General features: G+C 43.0%; 16 protein-coding genes. 11 read left to right on the top strand and 5 right to left on the bottom strand.

Annotation, left to right across the window (positions count from 1 at the left end):
• Positions 1-49: 49 nt before the first annotated feature.
• Entirely contained in the window at positions 50-823 is a 774-nt protein-coding gene (locus QL886_RS00150) for an IclR family transcriptional regulator (protein ID WP_290177227.1), read from the top strand.
• A gap of 97 nt (positions 824-920) precedes the next feature.
• Here QL886_RS00150 and QL886_RS00145 read toward each other — a convergent pair whose 3' ends face one another.
• Entirely contained in the window at positions 921-1,832 is a 912-nt protein-coding gene (locus QL886_RS00145) for a LysR family transcriptional regulator (RefSeq protein WP_290177226.1), read from the bottom strand.
• Positions 1,833-2,296: 464 nt separating this feature from the next.
• Here QL886_RS00145 and QL886_RS00140 point away from each other — a divergent pair, with 464 nt between their 5' ends.
• The 5 genes from QL886_RS00140 (at position 2,297) to QL886_RS00120 (ending at position 7,046) form a co-directional block, all read left to right on the top strand.
• A complete protein-coding gene (locus tag QL886_RS00140) occupies positions 2,297-2,974 on the top strand; it encodes a glutathione S-transferase family protein (protein WP_290177225.1) in 678 nt (225 codons plus the stop codon).
• A gap of 127 nt (positions 2,975-3,101) precedes the next feature.
• On the top strand, positions 3,102-4,229 hold the full coding sequence (locus QL886_RS00135) for a zinc-binding dehydrogenase (RefSeq protein ID WP_290177224.1): 1,128 nt from the start codon (positions 3,102-3,104) through the stop codon (positions 4,227-4,229).
• 373 nt (positions 4,230-4,602) lie between these two features.
• Positions 4,603-5,061: an META domain-containing protein gene (locus tag QL886_RS00130; RefSeq protein ID WP_290177223.1), complete on the top strand. Its 459-nt coding sequence runs from the start codon at positions 4,603-4,605 to the stop codon at positions 5,059-5,061.
• A 208-nt stretch (positions 5,062-5,269) separates the two neighbouring features.
• Positions 5,270-5,947 (top strand): DUF4377 domain-containing protein, encoded by a 678-nt coding sequence (locus tag QL886_RS00125; RefSeq protein ID WP_290177222.1) that lies wholly within the window; start codon positions 5,270-5,272, stop codon positions 5,945-5,947.
• A 178-nt stretch (positions 5,948-6,125) separates the two neighbouring features.
• On the top strand, positions 6,126-7,046 hold the full coding sequence (locus tag QL886_RS00120) for a homocysteine S-methyltransferase family protein (protein ID WP_290177221.1): 921 nt from the start codon (positions 6,126-6,128) through the stop codon (positions 7,044-7,046).
• Positions 7,047-7,268: 222 nt separating this feature from the next.
• On the opposite strand, the gene QL886_RS00115 is transcribed toward QL886_RS00120, so the two are convergent.
• Together QL886_RS00115 and QL886_RS00110 are read right to left on the bottom strand one after the other, a co-directional pair.
• Positions 7,269-8,147: a DMT family transporter gene (locus QL886_RS00115; RefSeq protein WP_290177220.1), complete on the bottom strand. Its 879-nt coding sequence runs from the start codon at positions 8,145-8,147 to the stop codon at positions 7,269-7,271.
• 126 nt (positions 8,148-8,273) lie between these two features.
• Positions 8,274-8,990: an SDR family oxidoreductase gene (locus QL886_RS00110; RefSeq protein WP_290177219.1), complete on the bottom strand. Its 717-nt coding sequence runs from the start codon at positions 8,988-8,990 to the stop codon at positions 8,274-8,276.
• 112 nt (positions 8,991-9,102) lie between these two features.
• Here QL886_RS00110 and QL886_RS00105 point away from each other — a divergent pair, with 112 nt between their 5' ends.
• The 5 genes from QL886_RS00105 (at position 9,103) to QL886_RS00085 (ending at position 15,820) form a co-directional block, all read left to right on the top strand.
• Entirely contained in the window at positions 9,103-9,978 is an 876-nt protein-coding gene (locus QL886_RS00105; RefSeq protein WP_290177218.1) for a LysR substrate-binding domain-containing protein, read from the top strand.
• A 477-nt stretch (positions 9,979-10,455) separates the two neighbouring features.
• A complete protein-coding gene (locus QL886_RS00100; RefSeq protein ID WP_290177217.1) occupies positions 10,456-11,967 on the top strand; it encodes a glycosyltransferase family 2 protein in 1,512 nt (503 codons plus the stop codon).
• Between the two features lie 190 nt (positions 11,968-12,157).
• Complete coding sequence (locus tag QL886_RS00095) at positions 12,158-13,462, top strand: glycosyltransferase (protein ID WP_290177216.1); 1,305 nt, start codon at positions 12,158-12,160, stop codon at positions 13,460-13,462.
• Positions 13,462-14,778 (top strand): hypothetical protein, encoded by a 1,317-nt coding sequence (locus QL886_RS00090; RefSeq protein WP_290177215.1) that lies wholly within the window; start codon positions 13,462-13,464, stop codon positions 14,776-14,778. Before QL886_RS00095 ends, QL886_RS00090 begins: the two co-directional genes overlap by 1 nt.
• A gap of 46 nt (positions 14,779-14,824) precedes the next feature.
• Positions 14,825-15,820: a glycosyltransferase gene (locus QL886_RS00085; protein WP_290177214.1), complete on the top strand. Its 996-nt coding sequence runs from the start codon at positions 14,825-14,827 to the stop codon at positions 15,818-15,820.
• Positions 15,821-15,867: 47 nt separating this feature from the next.
• Here QL886_RS00085 and QL886_RS00080 read toward each other — a convergent pair whose 3' ends face one another.
• Both QL886_RS00080 and QL886_RS00075 read right to left on the bottom strand, forming a co-directional pair.
• Positions 15,868-16,701, bottom strand: a complete 834-nt coding sequence (locus tag QL886_RS00080) for a hypothetical protein (protein ID WP_290177213.1) — start codon at positions 16,699-16,701, stop codon at positions 15,868-15,870.
• A gap of 135 nt (positions 16,702-16,836) precedes the next feature.
• Entirely contained in the window at positions 16,837-17,793 is a 957-nt protein-coding gene (locus QL886_RS00075; protein ID WP_290177212.1) for a hypothetical protein, read from the bottom strand.
• Between the last annotated feature and the right edge of the window lie 183 nt (positions 17,794-17,976).

Below are 17,976 nucleotides of genomic sequence, written 5' to 3'. Positions count from 1 at the left end.
TATGATGAGTAATCTTCTTGAACGCACAGTTAAGGATGCAAATTGAACTATGAATAATGTCAAAAAAAAGGGCTCAAGCGTCGAGCGAGTTTTGCAAATCGTAGAAGTATTGGCTAGATCTTCTAAGCCTATGGGCGTTATTGATTTAGCAGAAACATTGGACATCCCTGTACCCAGTATGTACCGATTGTTAAATCAGCTACAACCGCTTCAATTTGTCCAATTGGATTTGCATGGAAAAGTAACCTGCGGAAAAAGAACGCATGACTTAGCTTTAGACCTGTGGAAAAACAGTCCTTTTAAAGCAGAAAGGTTGGCGATATTACAACAGCTTTCAGCCAAAATTGGTGAGTCGGTAGGGATTGCGGTGCTGCAAGACTTAGAAGTGGTATATATCGATCGTGTGATATCTGACTGGCCTGTCCAAATACAGTTACCTACCGGAACCAATATACCTATCTGGGCCTGTGCCAGTGGCAAATTATTGTTGACGCAGTTGGCAGATAATAAGTGCGAGCGTATTGTAGAAAAACTATCGTTACAGGCGCTCACGACCCATACTCAGACTGACAAAAAACAACTCATGACGTCCATTGCTGAAGTGCGTAAGACACAGATAGGGACAGATAATGAAGAGTTTATTCCTGGTATGGTCGCCTGTGCTGTCCCGATTCCGAATGGTGACCAGCCTGCATTTGCTACGGTATTTACTCATAGTCCTACTGTCAGAAAATCTTTGGATGAGCTACTGAGCTATGTGCCTGTCATGCAAGAGGCAGCCAACGAGCTATCTGTTATTTTCCATCAGGAATATAATGAGTAGCCTGTCATAATATCCTATAACGATTGTATCTTAAGCCTCTTAGGTGTTGATACGAATATGAATGTAATGAGGTTGTAGATAGCACACTTCCCTTACATCAACGCTCACTCCCTACTTTTATTTTCTCAACCAAAAAATCGACAGCAGCTTTTACCTTAGGCACTAGATAGCGCTGCTTTTGATACAGCAGATATACGGCCATATCAGCGTGCTGCGTGATTGCTAATGGATGCTCAAATTTAATCTCTTGCAATGCGCCTGACTCAAGATATGAGGATAGTGCCCATCGAGTGGACATCAAAATCCCTTCACCATCACAAGCTTTTTTGGCTAGCCATGGTCCATTGTTTGAAATTGCCACTGCAGGTCCTGAGACATCATGCCACTGATCGTTGACATAGCAGAGCCAAGGCGTTGGCCCGTTTGGCGCTTTGAAATACAGGCCTTTATGTTCTTTTAATTCCATCACATGACTAGGTTCGCCATGCATCTCTAAATAATTGGGCGACGCAACCGGAATAAACCCATTGTCCATGAGCCTAATGGCAAGCACTCGCTCATTTGGTGCATAACCATCGCGAATCGCAATATCGACATCGTCACGTCCTAGTGCTGATAGCTCATCGCTGAGACTGACATCCAATACAATCTCTGGGTATAACTTACCAAGATCATCTAACAACGGCAGTAGTATCCTTTCACCAAAGCCCACCATCGAGCTGATGCGTAAGCGCCCCATTGGCGTGGTTTGATAACTGCGCACCGTTTCTTTACTTTGCTCGATCTGATCCAATACTTGCTGCATATCGTCGTAATAGACCTGCCCTACTTCGGTCAATTTAACGATTCGGGTCGAGCGCTTTAACAGTGTCGCGCCCAAGCTCTTTTCTAAATCAGATACTCGTCTCGATAGTGAGGATGGCGGTACATTGAATGCACTTGCCGCCTTAGTAAAACTGCCCGTTTCTACGACTTTGCTGAAATACTTAATGGCACGTAATTGATCCAACTGACCTCTCCATTTAGATGAATGTTTAAGTATTTTCGCTTTATTATTGTCTTAAAAGCAATAGTGATTCACGTTATTCCTTATATATAACCACATTAAAACCAGTAATAATGTGTTTAACTTAGGGCGTGCTTGATATTCGACCATGGCACTGACAGAGACTATTTTTTAGACAGTTCGACGTTAAAAATAGTAAGTTTAGTCATTCTAAGCGTCTATGTTTTAACAATGAAGTGGCAAAAAATAGTCCTGTCTCCTTCTGTTTATATTGGAGCTGATGCTAAAACTGCCCCATACTGTGTTGTAAATCTAGTTAAGGCACGAGCATTACCGTCGTTTTACGCCTTGTCTGGAACCGTTTTAGCAATCAGCAGTGCCTATTTGTGAATATCAAACACGCCCTAAACGTTGCAATGAAAACACGATTAAAAATAACTTTTACGTCAACAATGGAAGAATGACTTATGATTACTTTGCACGGCTTTGCTGCAAGCAACTATTACAACATAGTAAAACACGCTCTTTTATATAAGGGCATTCCGTTCCAAGAGGACCTTTTGTACGCTGGTAGTGATGATCTACTAACCGTCAGTCCAGTGGGTAAAGTACCTGCGATCACCATGCCTGACGGTTTTAATCTGTCGGAATCCAACGTGATTTGTGACTTTTTGGAAGAAACCTATCCAGAAAAGCCGCTATATCCTGCCGATGCAGCAGAACGCGCGACTGTACGTCAGATTATGAAAATAGCAGAGCTGTATTTTGAGCTACCAAGTCGTCGTCTGATTCCTTATGTATTTTCTGGCGTGCAAGCACCTAACGCAATCAAAGAGGAAGTACGTCAAGTATTGGGCCGCGGTATTATTGCTATGAATCGCTTATGCAAGTTTTCGCCTTGGATTGCAGGTGAGCAATTCACCATGGCTGACATCTATGTGCATTACGTCAACACTATTGTCAACGCTTTTGGAGCGACTCAGCTTGAGTGGGATGTACTGGCAGAGGTGGACGGCATGAAAGAATGGAACAAAGCCATGAGTGAAACCGACATTGCAAAAAGCGTTCAGGCAGACAGTCAAGCAAACATGCCTGAATTTATGCGACACGTTAAAGCTCAAATCCAAGCCGCAAACGCTAAATAACATATGACAGTGTGGCCACTAAAAATGAGCCACATTAAGAAAATTACTAAAACTCGATAATCTAAAGAACGACCAATGCCGTAAAGGGATTGGTCTAAAAATCCAACTATTTGCAGGAGCAAATCTTATGACCGATAAAAATAAACAACTGGTTTCAACCATCAGTGATGACAACAAATTAACCCTGTCTTTAAAAGACATCGAGATGCCACAGCCCGGTGCTGACGAAGTTGTCGTTCGCATGGAAGCCATGCCATTGAACCCCTCTGATTTTGGTGTGATGTTCAGCGCCGCTGATATGTCAACCGCTGTACAATCAGGCACTGATGACAGCCCGATCATTACCGCTGATGTGCCTGCGAAATTCATGCCATCACTCAAAACGCGGGTAAATAAAGATACGCCAGTCGGTAACGAAGGCGCTGGTACAGTCGTCGCAGCAGGCTCATCAGAAGCCGCACAAGCACTCATGGGCAAAATGGTTGCGGTGATTGGTGGCGGTACATATCGTCAGTATCACTGTGTGAATGTGAAAAGCTGCATAGAGATGCAAGATGGCACGACTGCTACCGAGGCCGCATCGTCTTTTGTAAACCCGCTCACCTCACTGGCAATGGTCGAAACCATGCGCGCTGAAGGTCACAAAGCCATCGTACATGCAGCAGCTGCTTCTAGCCTTGGTCAAATGCTAAACCGTATCTGTATGGCAGACGGTGTTGATTTGGTGAATATCGTCCGTAAAGACTCGCAAGAAAAGCTATTGCGCGATATGGGCGCAAAATATGTGGTGAACTCAAGCAGCGAGACGTTCCTTGCCGATTTGACCGCCGCGATTACTGAAACAGGCGCTACGATTTCGTTTGACCCTATCGGTGGCGGTAAGCTCACCAGCGATATTCTAAACTGTATAGAGGCAGCTATTACTCGTGACGTAGAAGAATACAGCGTCTATGGCTCAAATACCTTTAAACAAGCTTATATTTATGGTGCCTTAGACCGTGGTCCGATCACCTTAAACCGTAACTTTGGTTTTGCGTGGGGTGTGAATGGTTTCTTATTGTTCAATGCACTTGGTAAGCTTGGTAGTGAAACGGTTCAGTCCATGCGCAAACGCGTGGCAGAAGAAATCACCACTACCTTTGCGAGCAGCTATACGCATGAAGTGACCCTAGAAGAAGCGCTACAATTAAAATCAATCGCCGCTTATGGCAAACAGGCGACTGGAGAGAAGTACTTGATCAAGCCTCAAGCTTAATAATGTCTAGAAAGCTGTTATAACTTAAGATATAGCAACTTCCTCATAGACTGATTTTTGATAAAAAAAGCAGATACTAATAACGGTATCTGCTTTTTTTGTACTTAATTGTTATTGAATGATGTAAGTAAAAGGCGGTAACTTAGCCTTTTTAAATACTGACTCTGTGAACATTGTCTTTTCGAGTATCGCCTTTCTGTAGACTCCTTATCTGAAAATCAAAGCGTCCTTGTAGTTATATGACTTCTTTGTGATAATTAAAATCCAGACACGCTAACTTTTAAATAAAAATATTAGACATTTTAAACTATCTACTTTTTGAGAGATGACTATGAAAAATACAATGAAAATAATGATGGCCTCCACGCTTGTTATGAGTGCACTTGCTACTGGCTGCCAAACAACGACTAGTGTTACCAAACCAACCGTACAGCCAATCACAGTAGAGACGTTAGAGGCGAACAATTGGCGCCTTATAGATGCCAAGCTTAATAATGGAGACTTGGTTGAAGCGTTATTTTTTGATCCATCAAGACCATTAACGCTGGACTTTATGACTGTTGAAGGCCGCAATATGGTAAGCCTTATGAATACCTGCAACAATATGAGCGCAGGATACAGTGTGACGAATGGCGAGGTAGAACTGAGCGCAATCAGAAGCACTAGAATGGCCTGCCCTGAACACTTAGCACAGTTTGATAGTGCTGCTGCCACAACAGTACAAGGCAAATACAGCTTTGGTAAAAATAGCGATAACAACCCTGTGCTAGTCATTAAGAATGACAATCAAACGGCTCACTTCAAAGCCGTTCCTAAAACAAAAACACCTTAAGGACTGTTACGTAGCTCTATCTTAAATTTATGAATAATGCCTCACTATGAATCAGCGAGGCATTATTTGTATCAACAAACTGCTAGCCTCAGCATCAAAACAATAACAGTAACAGTAACAGTAACAGTAACAGTAACAAAAATCGCTCTAGGCAGTTTCATCGAGCATTAAAAATAAATATATAAATCAACCATAATAAGGATATGTCATGTCGTTTATTAAATTTTGCACTTTGGCACTCATTGCCACATCCTCTCTAACTGCGTGTAGCAGTCACAACCAAGCCAACTCGAATGCTAAAACGAGTATTAGCCAGATTGAAGACAGTAACTCATTCCTAAGCACCCTAAAACCAAGCAGCGCTGAAGCGATAATCGGTCAAGTAACAGGTATTACTTCGCAAGATAGAAATCAGCAAAAAGTCACTATCGTAGCCCAAGATGGAAAGTCCTATACCGCGTCTATTAGCAAAGCTAATTTTGGTCAGCAGAATGCTTATCAAATGCAAAAATTGGCGATGGGTGACTATATAGAAGTCGAAGGTGACATAGAAGTAACAGACGAGCAATCAAAGCCAGATGGTGAGCATCAGCTAACTGTACATGCCATGCCATATGTATTACGCAAAATCATTGTCGCTGACCATCAAGTAGACTGCGTAGGCGTTGCGCCACAATCCTGCCTTTTAACAAAGCCAGCTGACCAAGTCGATAGTCAAGTAGATTGGCAGTATCGATATAGTGGTATAGAGGGTTTTGATTATGAGCCTGATTATGAATATACCTTGCTTATAAAAAACACAGCCGTTGCTAGACCACCTGCTGATGCATCGTCAGTGCAGAGCAAACTGATTCAAGTCATTGAAAAGAAAAGAACCCAGCCTTAGTATCTAAGGTATACCTCCTCTAAACAGACAAGCAGCCACACGATTAATTGTTAACATTATTCAACCTGTGGTTGCATCTGACGCTTATTACGCCTAGTATTTCGCTCCTTAAAATAATTCTATTTTTAACAATAGCACCTCTACAGGTTCGTCTACTCACAATAAAGAAGGATTCGTTATGCCAATAAATACAACCACAATTATTGATGGTGGCATGAGACGAGAACTGGCGAAGCGTGGTGCACCGTTTCGTCAACCTGAATGGTCAGCACTGGCAATGATAGAAGCGCCAGAGATCGTTCGTGATGTACACCGTGCCTATATCAAGAGCGGCGCGGCTGTCATTACGACAAACAGTTACGCGCTAGTACCCTTTCATATCGGCGAGGAGCGTTTTGTGGCGCAAGCACAAGATTTGGCAGCAGCGTCAGGTGAAATGGCACGTGCAGCAGTGACGCTGGAAGGCGCAGCAACCAAAGTAGCTGGCTCTATCCCGCCACTGTTTGGCTCCTACCGTGCAGACTTGTTTGATGCTGACCACGTAGAAGATATCGCCACCCCACTGATCAAAGGTCTAAATCCGTATGTCGATTTTTGGCTCGCTGAGACTCAGAGTCTAATCGCCGAGTCTATCGCTGTTCGTGAGCTACTTAATACGCTAGATACGGACAATAAACCGCTATGGGTCGCTTTTACCTTAGAAGACAGTATGGATATCGATGTACCACGTCTGCGTTCAGGAGAAACCGTCGAGGAAGCCGTGGCAACGATGGCTGCTCTCGATGTCGAGGCAATACTCTTTAACTGCTGCCAACCTGATGTCATCGAACAAGCACTAGATGTCGCACAGACTGTCCTGCAAGCAAAACAAGCGCAGCATATCGAACTTGGCGCTTATGCCAATGCCTTTCCGCCGCAACCAAAAAATGCCGCGGCAAATGATACGCTTAATGAAGTACGTGATGATTTGACCCCGCCTGCCTATCTGCTCTGGGCACAAAAGTGGCAAGCACAGGGCGCTTCATTAATCGGTGGCTGCTGCGGTATTGGCCCTGAGCATATTCAGGAATTAAGCCAACATTTTACTGCTACTGCCTAGACATAGGCTGATCCGAACATAGAAAAATGTAAGATAATTAGATCGTTGAGTTAATCATGCCGACCATCGAATGTTATTTGATGGTCGGCATATTGCTGGTCATGGAGCTAGTGCTGTAAGCGTATCGAAAAATTCAGTAGCAGTTGCAGGCTTGAATGAAATCATCGACTAGCTTGTCATAAATATGCGTATTGTATTCTTAACAGCCTACCCTTCCTACCGCTACCCTGAAGTCTGTCTACCCGTTTGTATCAGTAGGACCCCACTTAGAATCAGTACCAACGCTATAATTTCTAAGCTGGTGATATCCTCGCCAATTATCGCGCCAATGATGACAGCAACGACTGGAGCAATATAAGTAGCACCAGCAGCCCGCACTGAACCTAACGTCTCAATAATAAAATAATAAATCAAAAAAGCAGCGCCAGTACCCAAAGCACCCAGACCAAGTATTGTTCCCCACATTGCCCTAGTATCTGTCGACAGCTGGGTTATACCATCGAAATCGATGAGTATCGAAAGCGTTATGACAGCTAAACCCACTTGCCAAGTGGCTAACGCCAGTGGTGGCAATCTCAGAGGAGACAGATAACGCCGCGCATACACAAAAGACGCACCCACACTCAAAGACCCTGCCAACATCCACAAAACGCCAACGAGAGAGACACCAGTAGCGCCTTGCCATGGTCGCGCACTTAATGCGATACCAGCAAATCCTAGCGCAAGTCCAATCGCCATTTGCTTGGTCGGACGCTCTTCAGGTAAGAACAGCGCCGCGCCTAAAAAGGTAAATATAGGGATTGAGCCACTTAATAGACCTGCAATGCTACTGGGCAATAGCGCCGTACCTGCGACAAATCCATAATAATAAAATGAAGTTGCAAGCACCGACATCACTATAAAGTGTGGCAAATGCTGTAACTGCGCCCGAGTAATTACTTTGCTGTGCCAAGCAACTGCAACCAATGGCAAGAACCCAAATAGCAGGCGTAAAAATACGGTTTGTGAGGGGCTGATTAGAGCCGTCGCCCATTTCATAAAAATAAAATTCGACCCCCAGATGACCCCGAGAAGCACCAGTGCAGCATATGCTCGAAACATAACATTGGCCTTAACAAATAGATGAGCTGCTTTTTTCAAACAGCTAGCGTCGACAGTGTTTTATTGCTTGTATTAACAGTCTGGTATTAACTATCTTGTATCAATAGGCTTGTACTGACTAACTCGTTACACAGAGCGAATGACGCCACCATCAACCCGTATATTCTGCCCAGTGATGTATCCAGCAGCTTCGGATAATAAAAAGGCAATCGTTGAGGCGATTTCTTCAGAAGTGCCATAACGCCCCATCGGTACACTCTCGCGTCGCTCATCGACTTCAGGCAAGCTATCAATCCAGCCAGGTAAGACATTATTAATACGCACACCTTTTGCTGCATAATCATCTGAGAAAATCTTGGTAAAAGCGCCAAGGCTGGCACGAAAAGCCGTTGACGTAGGAAAAAGCGCAGTCGGCTGCGTTACCCAAGAAGTAGATATATTGACGATAGCACCGCTACCCTGTGCCACCATGATTGGCGTGACCAAACGAATTGCACGTACCGCACTAAGAAAGTAAACCTCTAGCCCTTTATGCCAATCCTCATCAGTGATGTCTAAAATAGTTGCGCGCGGGCCGTGACCAGCAGAGTTTACAAGCGCATCAATACGTCCCCACTGTTGCATCGCCGAATCAACCAAACGTTGTACATCTTCATTAATAAGGTTGGATCCAGTAACACCAATGCCGCCAAGCTCTTTTGCTAAAGCCTCACCTTTACCAGAGGAAGATAAAATAGCGACATGATAACCATCAGCTGCAAGTTTACGAGCAGCGGCAGCACCCATGCCTGACCCGCCTGCTGTGATAAGCGCCACTTTTTTTGTCGTTGTAATATTATCCATATGTCTTTCTCCATTAGTTATCGTTTCATTTATCATAACCAATAAAATCAGATTCCTAACATCATAATAAAAGATGCTAGACTGTAGAAAATCTACAGTCTAGGAAAATAAAGTGACAAACAGTCATCGTACATTGCCACCGCTCAATGCCTTACGTGCATTTGAGGCTGCAGGGCGTCATCTTAATTTTCGGGCAGCGGCGGATGAGCTGTTTGTGACACAGGGCGCGGTCGCTCAGCAGGTAAGAATGCTAGAGGAGCATATCGGCTTTGCTTTGTTTCAAAGACTACCAAGAGGCGTGGCGCTCACCAGCCAAGGTTCTGTTTACTTTGCAGAAGTTACTCGCGCTTTTAAGATTTTGGATAAAGCAACAGCTCAGCTACTCAGAGAACCTAAAACTGTCACTATTAGCGTGACGCCGACTTTTGCCACTAAGCTATTACTGCCGCGCTTATCGGCATTGACTGCTGCGGTCCCTGATGTCGAGTTGCGTACTGTAGCGACCGAGTCCGTTGCAGACTTTGACCGTGATCAGGTAGATATCGCGGTACGCCTGACGCGCCCACCATTCCCTGCGGTATTTGTTACTCAGCTGCTGTTCAAACAAACGCTCGTAGCCGTGGCTAGCCCTCACTTAATGGCCAATAGAGAACTGCCTATATCACTTGAAGCGCTACAAGAGATGCCATTGCTCCATGACTCACATCATCATTGGCCACGATTTTTTGGTACTACAGGTAAGCTAGCCGGTGCTGTATTTAACCAGACCGCATTGGCTTTAGATGCAGCGCTAGCGGGTCAAGGCGTTGCGATTGCTTGTCAGGCGTTTGTACAAGCGGATTTGAATGCAGGAAGATTGGTACAGATAAGCGAGTCAACGCTAACAGTCGATCCAGATTATTATCTTGTTCGCAAAAAGAGTTCGTCATCAACACCAACTGTCGACGCTGTCTGGAACTGGTGTGTCACTCATTTAGCACTGGCTTGATTTAGTCAGGGCTAGCTAAGCATTAAGTTAAACGTCAATATAAATAATCTAATCTCAAACTTATTAACGTTTTTAACCTGTAAAGCTAACTAAGATTTCAGTCGTGCTTTTCTATCCTACTACAGTCGTGCTTCAACATAATGATGCAGACCTTCCTACTTTCTTATCCTCATCTTTTTTCCTCGTTTTATCTTTTTACTAACTACCCTAACTCAGAAGTAAAGTACAGCTACCTATCCCCTTCTCAATCAAAAAACGCCCTATTTTTACGCGATTAAAATACTAAGTTTTTATGTCACATTACGTACAACTTACACAGTTAATTTATCATAAACAATTATCGGCTAAATCATTACTTAATTTTGTATTAGTATGCATTGGTATTCAATAAAAGATTGAAGATACAAGTACTTACATTGTCTATAAGCCATTCTTTTTATATAAATTTCACTTGTTGTACCTGCTTAAGGACCAGACATGACTGCTAACACACAAGAAGCTTTGACTAGCGCAGCACTCAGTTTTCAATTAATGACGCGAGCTGAGCCTCCAGAGTTGGTGATTGCTACGATAAAGTCGTTATTAGCAGTAAAAGAAGCACACGATGAGATATTGATTATCGATAATAATAATAAAGAGACATCGTTATATGAGCCGTTGGCAGCATTTTGCCAAAGCTTAGACGCTAAATTGAACGTCCATTTTTATCACATTGATCGTGTCGAAGGATTCAAAGCGGGCGCTTTAAACTTGGCACTTGGGTTAATGAGTCCAGACTGTAGTCACATTGTGGTTGTCGATAGTGATTACCAAGCATTACCACATGCTAGAGCCTCTATTACACAGGCTATTGCCCAGTATCCTGAGCATACCCTACTGCAGTTTCCGCAGTTTTATCGTAATGAAGGACAGCTCGATGCGCGTAGCGAGTTGAATCACTATTTTAACCATCATCTGTACCGCTCTTTTAATCGCAATCGCGCCTTATCAACGGGTACTTATGCAGTCATTCGACGCTCGGATCTTTTGAGCATAGGAGGCTGGTCAGGCGCTTCTATCACTGAAGATGCTCAGATGGGCGTGCTTATGCATCGACAAGGTTTTCGCAGTCAGTTTGTACCAGAAGTTATTGCCACGGGTTTACTGCCTAACACGCTAGATGACCTAATATGTCAACGCCGACGCTGGATCTACGGCAATATGCAAGTACTCACGGATTACCTGTCAGTCCCGTACCACTCTCCAGTTCAGTATGTATCGCAATCCAAAAGTATGAGTGAACGTCTAGCATATATACGCGCTCATCTGTCTCAATTGAGTGCTTGGGTCAATTTTACAGGGTTCTTTATCCTTTTGCATATCTGCTCATTACTGGTGATGGTTGACATGCTTTTGGTAAATAACGCTGACATGTCGATGCTTGCACCTTTATATGTGGTTTATGCGGTTTATGCGTTTTTTATCTTTAGACGTTTGTGGGCATATTGCCGTGATCAATCGCCTCTCAATCAACAAGTAGATGACAGCCATCAGCCACGTTTTAGCAGAAAAATACGTGCATGGTTGATGCATTTGAACTTTTGGGAAATTGGTGCCTTGTCATGGCTTCCGGTGCTGTGGGGACGAGAGAAACCTTTTGTCTGTACGCCGAAACAGAACTATATCCAAAGTCGTCAGTCATTACTCCTTAAGAATATAGCAGCGTTACCAAAACTGCTATTGGTGCTAAATATCATTACAGTCCTAGTTGTAGCGCCATTTTCACCGCTCTACTCACCAGTACTATTTATCTGTGCAGTGGCAGTCTGTATTCTAAAACTAAGCGCAGCCAAGGTCGCAATGGATAATTTCTCTGATGCTCGGGCAGATATGCCAAGTATGAGTAAGGTTCTTAAGCAGACTTTAAAAGTAGCCCATGAAAAGAAGACGACTATCACGACATCTTATGCGACGTCTTTATTTAAAGATAAAAAAACCATCGATTCGTAAAAGTCAGTACTTATAAAAAGAATACTTATAAAGATAGCGATTCATAAAAACTTGCGATTTATATAAGCCAGTTTTGAACCAAGGTCATTCTATTGTCTTTAATCGTTTCTATACTAGGCTCCCTATACACCACTCTACTAACCATAACGCTCATAGCCATGATGCTTATAACTATAAAGGTCTTAAAAACATGATTAGGTCTTCGAATTCACCACTACGTATTGCCATTATCGCGCATTCACTGTATCCCATCGCCCAACCTTACGCGGGTGGTCTAGAAATGATTACCCAATTGATTTGTGATGAACTAGTGGCGCAAGGTCATGAGGTATTGCTTTACGCTCATAAAGATAGCGAGACGAAAGCAACGTTGGTGCCATTATTGACTCGTCATGAGTTTAACAAGATGGTCTATGATAATGAGCATGAAACGGTCGCCATGGGCCGTGAAGAGATGTATCAATATCTCACCTATCAGATAGCCTTACGAGATATTATCGAACGTGATGATCGTGGTGAAATTGATATCGTACATAACCACAGTTTGCATCACATTCCGATGATGACAGGCCAAGCGTTTGGCGAAAGGTTTTTTACCACTTTTCATACGCCTATTTTTCCGCAGTTACGTTTAGCGCTTTTAACACTGCGCGCTGGTACAACCACTCAATTTACAGCAATTAGTAAGCACCAACAGCAGTTATTCGCTGAGTTTGTCCCTTCACAAGTGGTGTATAACGGCATCGATGTCGAATCCTTTATTGCCAATACAGAATCGCTTGGCAATACTGATGGTAGCGATGACGAGGTATATTTTTGGTATGGGCGTATCTGCCCTGAGAAAGGCACTCATTTAGCCATGCGGTACTGTATGGAAGCTGGGAAGAAACTTATCATTGCAGGACCTAAAAGCAACGAAGATTACTTCAATCAAAAAGTAGCCCCTTTATTATTTAAAGACAGTAAGAATGGCGATGACAAACTATTCAGTTACGTAGGTCATGTCACCAAGGACGAGATTAATAGTTATTTGTGCCAAGCAACTGCCATGCTATTTACCAGTACTTGGGATGAGCCATACGGATTGACCTTGGCTGAGAGTTTGGCATGTGGCACGCCAGTCATTGGTTTCGATGCAGGAGCCAGTGCCGAAATTATTACTCCAGAGACAGGAGTCATCGTACCTAAGAAAGACAAAGCCGCCTTTATCAATGGCTTTGCTACGATTAAAAATATATCACGCCAAGCTTGCCGTGACCGCGCCTTACAGTTTTGTTCAGTATCAGCCATGGTAGACGGCTATATGGCATTGTATAAAGCAGCGTTAAAAAATAGAACGGTGTTGATAGAAGACAATTCAGAAAATTATATCAATAGTATCAACAGCTATGAGCTGTCTGAGTTAACAAAAGACTCCCTGCAATTTTTTAATCAAGCCATTCAAGCGCCAGTTGAAACTGATAATAATCTTGTTAGCTTTTCCGAGGGGTCGTAATGATGCGTATCGGATATTATGCGCATCATCACGGCTCAGGACATTGCCGACAGGCAGACAAACTGGCTGCATTGCTACCTAATGATGCAAGAGCGCAATTAACGGTATTTACGAGCTTAGATATAGATAGCTATCGTTTTACCGCTATTGATGAACAACAAATCGTGCGTTTAAATGCAGAAGATGAACGCCCCGATGATATCTTAGCAGGTCGTGCAGGAGAATATTGGCAACCAGCCAGCTTACACTACTCGCCCGTAGGCAATGGTGACATTCAAAAACGCAGTCACCAAATACTAGACACTATCTTTCGAGGTAATATTGATCTAATGATTATTGATGTCAGCGTTGAGGTGGCCATGCTCTGCCGTGCGGCAAGTATTCCTTACCTTTACGTTAGGCTTCCGGGCATTCGCGACGATGCGCCACATATAGGTGCTTTTGCTGGCGCGCTTGCCTTACTAGCACCTTATCCTAAAGCATTAGAGTCTACCCAGACATCTGAGTGGGTCTGTGATAAAACGCTCTATCTTGACTTTATCTACTCTCAAAAAACCGAGTCATACACTTATGAGAGCTTTATAGATATTTTGGAAAAATTAAGCGTAGGTGGCGAAACTTCTGATCTTAAATCTACAAACCTACCATCTATCAAGGCTCAATTAATAGACAAGTCCGAAGCTACAATACCTATTGTTACCATTATCAAAGGCTACGGTGGACACAAGGCGATTGACGAAAAACTACCGGAGTTGCGCTCACTGCTACCCAATGCATTGATTGTCTCTCTCGGGCCTATAGACGATGACAAACGATGTTATGTCGATATCTCAGCTGAGGTAGATGACGTCACACCATTTATTTGTCATAGCGATTATCTGATGATGGCCTGTGGCCTAAATGCTGTCGCGCAAGCGTATCATTACGATACGCCGCTCATAGTGGTGCCTGATGACAGGCCACATAATGAACAGGCCGTCATGGCTGAAGCGTTAGTCGCTCAAAACAAAGCGCTAAATTGGCAGCAGTTTAAAACCTTAATGAGCGTCGATGATGGTCAACCTGAATTTATTGCTCAAACAATTCATGGCCAAAGCAAACAACACCCTACTACCTCGGTTGATAGTATTGAAAAAAATAGCATTGAAGAAAATAACAGTGAGGAAAATGACAGCAAGGAAACCAACATAGTTACGCCAACAGCTGCTCAAGCTTTTATGCATAGCACCACTGATTATCCTACTACTAAGCGTTGGTTTGAAAACTGGTTGCTTCCTCGACTCGACTTAACACCCGAATTAACAATTAAATACTGACTTATTAAAAGTAACAGGCAACCTGATAGCGAGGTAAAGACAAGCGATGACCCTTCAGCCAACGAGTAACGCGAGCACGACTTCTGATACTGTATCGATGACAGTCATTACGACTTGCTATGGTCGTAATCGTCATCTCTACAACCTACTGAGCAGTTTAGAAAATAGTAGTGTAAAGCCAGCCGAAGTCATTATCGTCAACGACGACGCTGATCCCAATCGGTTAGCTGAATTTTCATTGAATATCGTGAAGTTACCGACTACGGTTAAATCAGCTGTGAATGATGGTAGCGATATTAAAACTACAGAGTTTGATATCGGACATAATCGCAATCTTGGAGCACTGCAGGCAACTCACGATATGCTGATTTTTTTGGACGTTGATTGTATCGTAGCGCCTACGTTTATTGAGCAAATGTATAATAAGCTTCTGCAATATCCTAATGCGCTTTTGATGGGTCAACCGCGCTATCTAACGCGACCATTATCAGTACAAGAAAATGCACTATTAAAAATTAACCATCTACCTTTCTCTGTTTTAGATGAGCTGTCTGTCTATAACCCTTATCGTTATAATTTTGATGCAGCTGACTCATATCCTACTGAAACAGAGCAAACAGCTATCAAACAAACTGATGATTACGGTGCATTTTGGAGCCTATGCTTCGCTATCAAGCGACAGACTTTTGATAAAATTGGCGGTTTTGACACCCAATATACAGGTTATGGTGCAGAAGATACCGATTTTGCCTTTACAGCACGTCGATTAGGTATTAATTTTTACCTTACTGCTGATATCGCTTATCATCAGCAGCACAGTGTCTACCGGCCACCTCTTAATCATCTGGACAGTATCATTATCAATGCCAATCGCTTCTATCAAAAATGGTACTGTTGGCCCATGACAGGATGGCTGTCCCAATTTTCCGATATGGATCTGATTGATTGGAAAGAAGAACAGTCATCATTGATAGCCGTCCGACGAGAGCCTGACGACAATGAGATAAAGCGCGCTCATTGTCCCGAAGCTCCTTATGTTTAACTATTTCTAGCAATTTCTAGCTAACGAAAACTTAGCTAATCAATATTCTAGTACCGATGAATAGTCACTCCTGTAGGTGGTCGACTCATTTCCTGACGTTCAAAATCCCAATTATGACCATGCCAAAAGTGAGCAGTTTTATCATTGTCATTGAAACCAATCATTACTATCTCTAACGGTAGTTTCGTATTTTGAATATGGTGTAAGTATGCTCGAGCTGCCAGCATCAGCCGATACAATAAAAAACCGGATGAAGGCGCTGACGAATGAATATCGGTAAAGCATGGATAGTCAGCAACGACTTTGTGATGCTCTGATAACACACTGTGATAAATGGTGCTTGATAATAGTTTTTTCATCCTCGAAGGAATATCTAAGATGCGATGAGCAGTGATAGTGATAGGATCATCACTAGGGCTTGGATCATCAGCTAATGTTGGAAACTGATAAGGCTGGTTGCTCGTTAATATCCCTAGCGGGGCGGTCTCTAACATTTGCTCCATCACTGATATATGATTGCTTCTAGGTGGTAGGCCAAAATGCAGCTTACTGTTACCAATCTGCCTAAAAAACAGCAGCTTAGGTAACGAACTAGCTAACTGATGGTTGGCAAGAAAATCAGCGTGAATAAAGTGATTAAATAACACCAAGACATCATCAGGCTGTAATAGCATCTCAAGCTGCGTCGTGGTCACAGCAGGATTATTTGCAATCAGAACGACTCGTTTGGCTTGATCCAAGGCAGTCTGTATAACGACTGGTAGCGTTAAGAAAGCAGACCGCGCTGTGCTTATATCATTAGATATATATTCACTATTCTCTGATAGCGAGATACTCTGTTTGAATATTGGTTTTTCTGTATTGGACTCTGTATTAGACATAGCAACCTTAGTTAATTTAAATTTTTGATTGCTACTTTAGCATTATTAGCGATTTTTATAGACAAAGCTTTACCCCTATTATGCATGGATAAAGCCTTATCTTAATAAAAGTCTACTACTTCATACTTATCTAATTTAAAAATCATATTTTGCCATTATTTCAATTTGCTGACCTGCTGGCATCCATGGGAATGTCGTTACGTCCTGATTTCTCCACTCAATACCCAAATCTAGATCTGGTAGATACTCATAGATAAGATTTGCGCTTTTTACATTAGCAGAAGTATCTGCCGCATCGTCTACATTCACCTCACCATAGCGCAAGTTGCCGCGCAGCTTTTGGGTAAATTGATGCTTATATCCTACGCTATAGCCAGTTTGCGAGATAAGCTTCCCATCCTCGGCATCACAGTCTACGCCGCCATTCATAATTAGCGGTCCTCCAACACAGATGGCAGAATAGGCGCCCATGCCTTTACCATTGTATATACTGGCATGGAGCGAATCTTTACCCAATGTTAGCTTGCCAGCTAAAGAAACACCGATACCCACATCTGAACCATCTCCGTTCTCAGCATCACGAGCTGTGACAGCCACGTTATAATCAAAGTTAGATATCTTATCTTTATAGCTTACCACCATATCAGGTAAGCTCGCATTATCATAAACAGGGTCTTGCGCCGTAAAACGCAGCCCCTTATAAGTATAGTGCAGCGTCAAATCTGGACGAATATAAGAGCCACCACCAGAGGCCGTGCCCAAACCAGTACCCCAGAAATCAAGCTGCTCCGTAGAAAGAGGCGCCACTGCCAAAAACTGACCGTTCCAAGTCTTACCCACTGTTAAATCATCAACCTGCACATAAGCATGACGCAAGCGCAGATTTGAGCCGCCCTTGGCGTAGTCACCATAAAAATCACCTTCAATGAACCCCGTGATTTTTTTATCATCTACCGATTTGGTCGTTTTAACATTGATACGAGACTGGCGTAAATTACTCTTAAATTCCGACTCGCCTTCATCAGGAGAGTTAAAAGCACCTTCTGCTTTGATGTAACCACCGATACTCAAAGTCGCGTCATCTGTCGTCACAAGATCGATTGCTTGTGCAGATACGCATGTTACAACCGTAGCGAAACCTACAGATAACCTTTTTATATAAAGCATCATTCATTTCTTCCCTGTTTTATGTTGATATCCTTATCAATCCAATTGCTACTACGTTTTCTTTAATCCATAAGAATAAATAATCCTTTTAGATGAAAATTAACGTCT

The organism is Psychrobacter sp. APC 3281, assembly GCF_030407815.1.
Taxonomy (GTDB): Bacteria; Pseudomonadota; Gammaproteobacteria; order Pseudomonadales; family Moraxellaceae; genus Psychrobacter.
This window is presented reverse-complemented; position numbering and strand designations above follow the sequence as displayed.

Coding starts and splice junctions, on each gene's coding strand:
- QL886_RS00140 (WP_290177225.1), top strand. CDS start 2,297: ATGATTACTTTGCACGGCTTTGCTGCAAGCAACTATTACAACATAGTA.
- QL886_RS00110 (WP_290177219.1), bottom strand. CDS start 8,990: ATGGATAATATTACAACGACAAAAAAAGTGGCGCTTATCACAGCAGGC.
- QL886_RS00100 (WP_290177217.1), top strand. CDS start 10,456: ATGACTGCTAACACACAAGAAGCTTTGACTAGCGCAGCACTCAGTTTT.
- QL886_RS00130 (WP_290177223.1), top strand. CDS start 4,603: ATGAGTGCACTTGCTACTGGCTGCCAAACAACGACTAGTGTTACCAAA.
- QL886_RS00135 (WP_290177224.1), top strand. CDS start 3,102: ATGACCGATAAAAATAAACAACTGGTTTCAACCATCAGTGATGACAAC.
- QL886_RS00115 (WP_290177220.1), bottom strand. CDS start 8,147: ATGTTTCGAGCATATGCTGCACTGGTGCTTCTCGGGGTCATCTGGGGG.
- QL886_RS00085 (WP_290177214.1), top strand. CDS start 14,825: ATGACCCTTCAGCCAACGAGTAACGCGAGCACGACTTCTGATACTGTA.
- QL886_RS00095 (WP_290177216.1), top strand. CDS start 12,158: ATGATTAGGTCTTCGAATTCACCACTACGTATTGCCATTATCGCGCAT.
- QL886_RS00120 (WP_290177221.1), top strand. CDS start 6,126: ATGCCAATAAATACAACCACAATTATTGATGGTGGCATGAGACGAGAA.
- QL886_RS00150 (WP_290177227.1), top strand. CDS start 50: ATGAATAATGTCAAAAAAAAGGGCTCAAGCGTCGAGCGAGTTTTGCAA.
- QL886_RS00080 (WP_290177213.1), bottom strand. CDS start 16,701: ATGTCTAATACAGAGTCCAATACAGAAAAACCAATATTCAAACAGAGT.
- QL886_RS00125 (WP_290177222.1), top strand. CDS start 5,270: ATGTCGTTTATTAAATTTTGCACTTTGGCACTCATTGCCACATCCTCT.
- QL886_RS00090 (WP_290177215.1), top strand. CDS start 13,462: ATGATGCGTATCGGATATTATGCGCATCATCACGGCTCAGGACATTGC.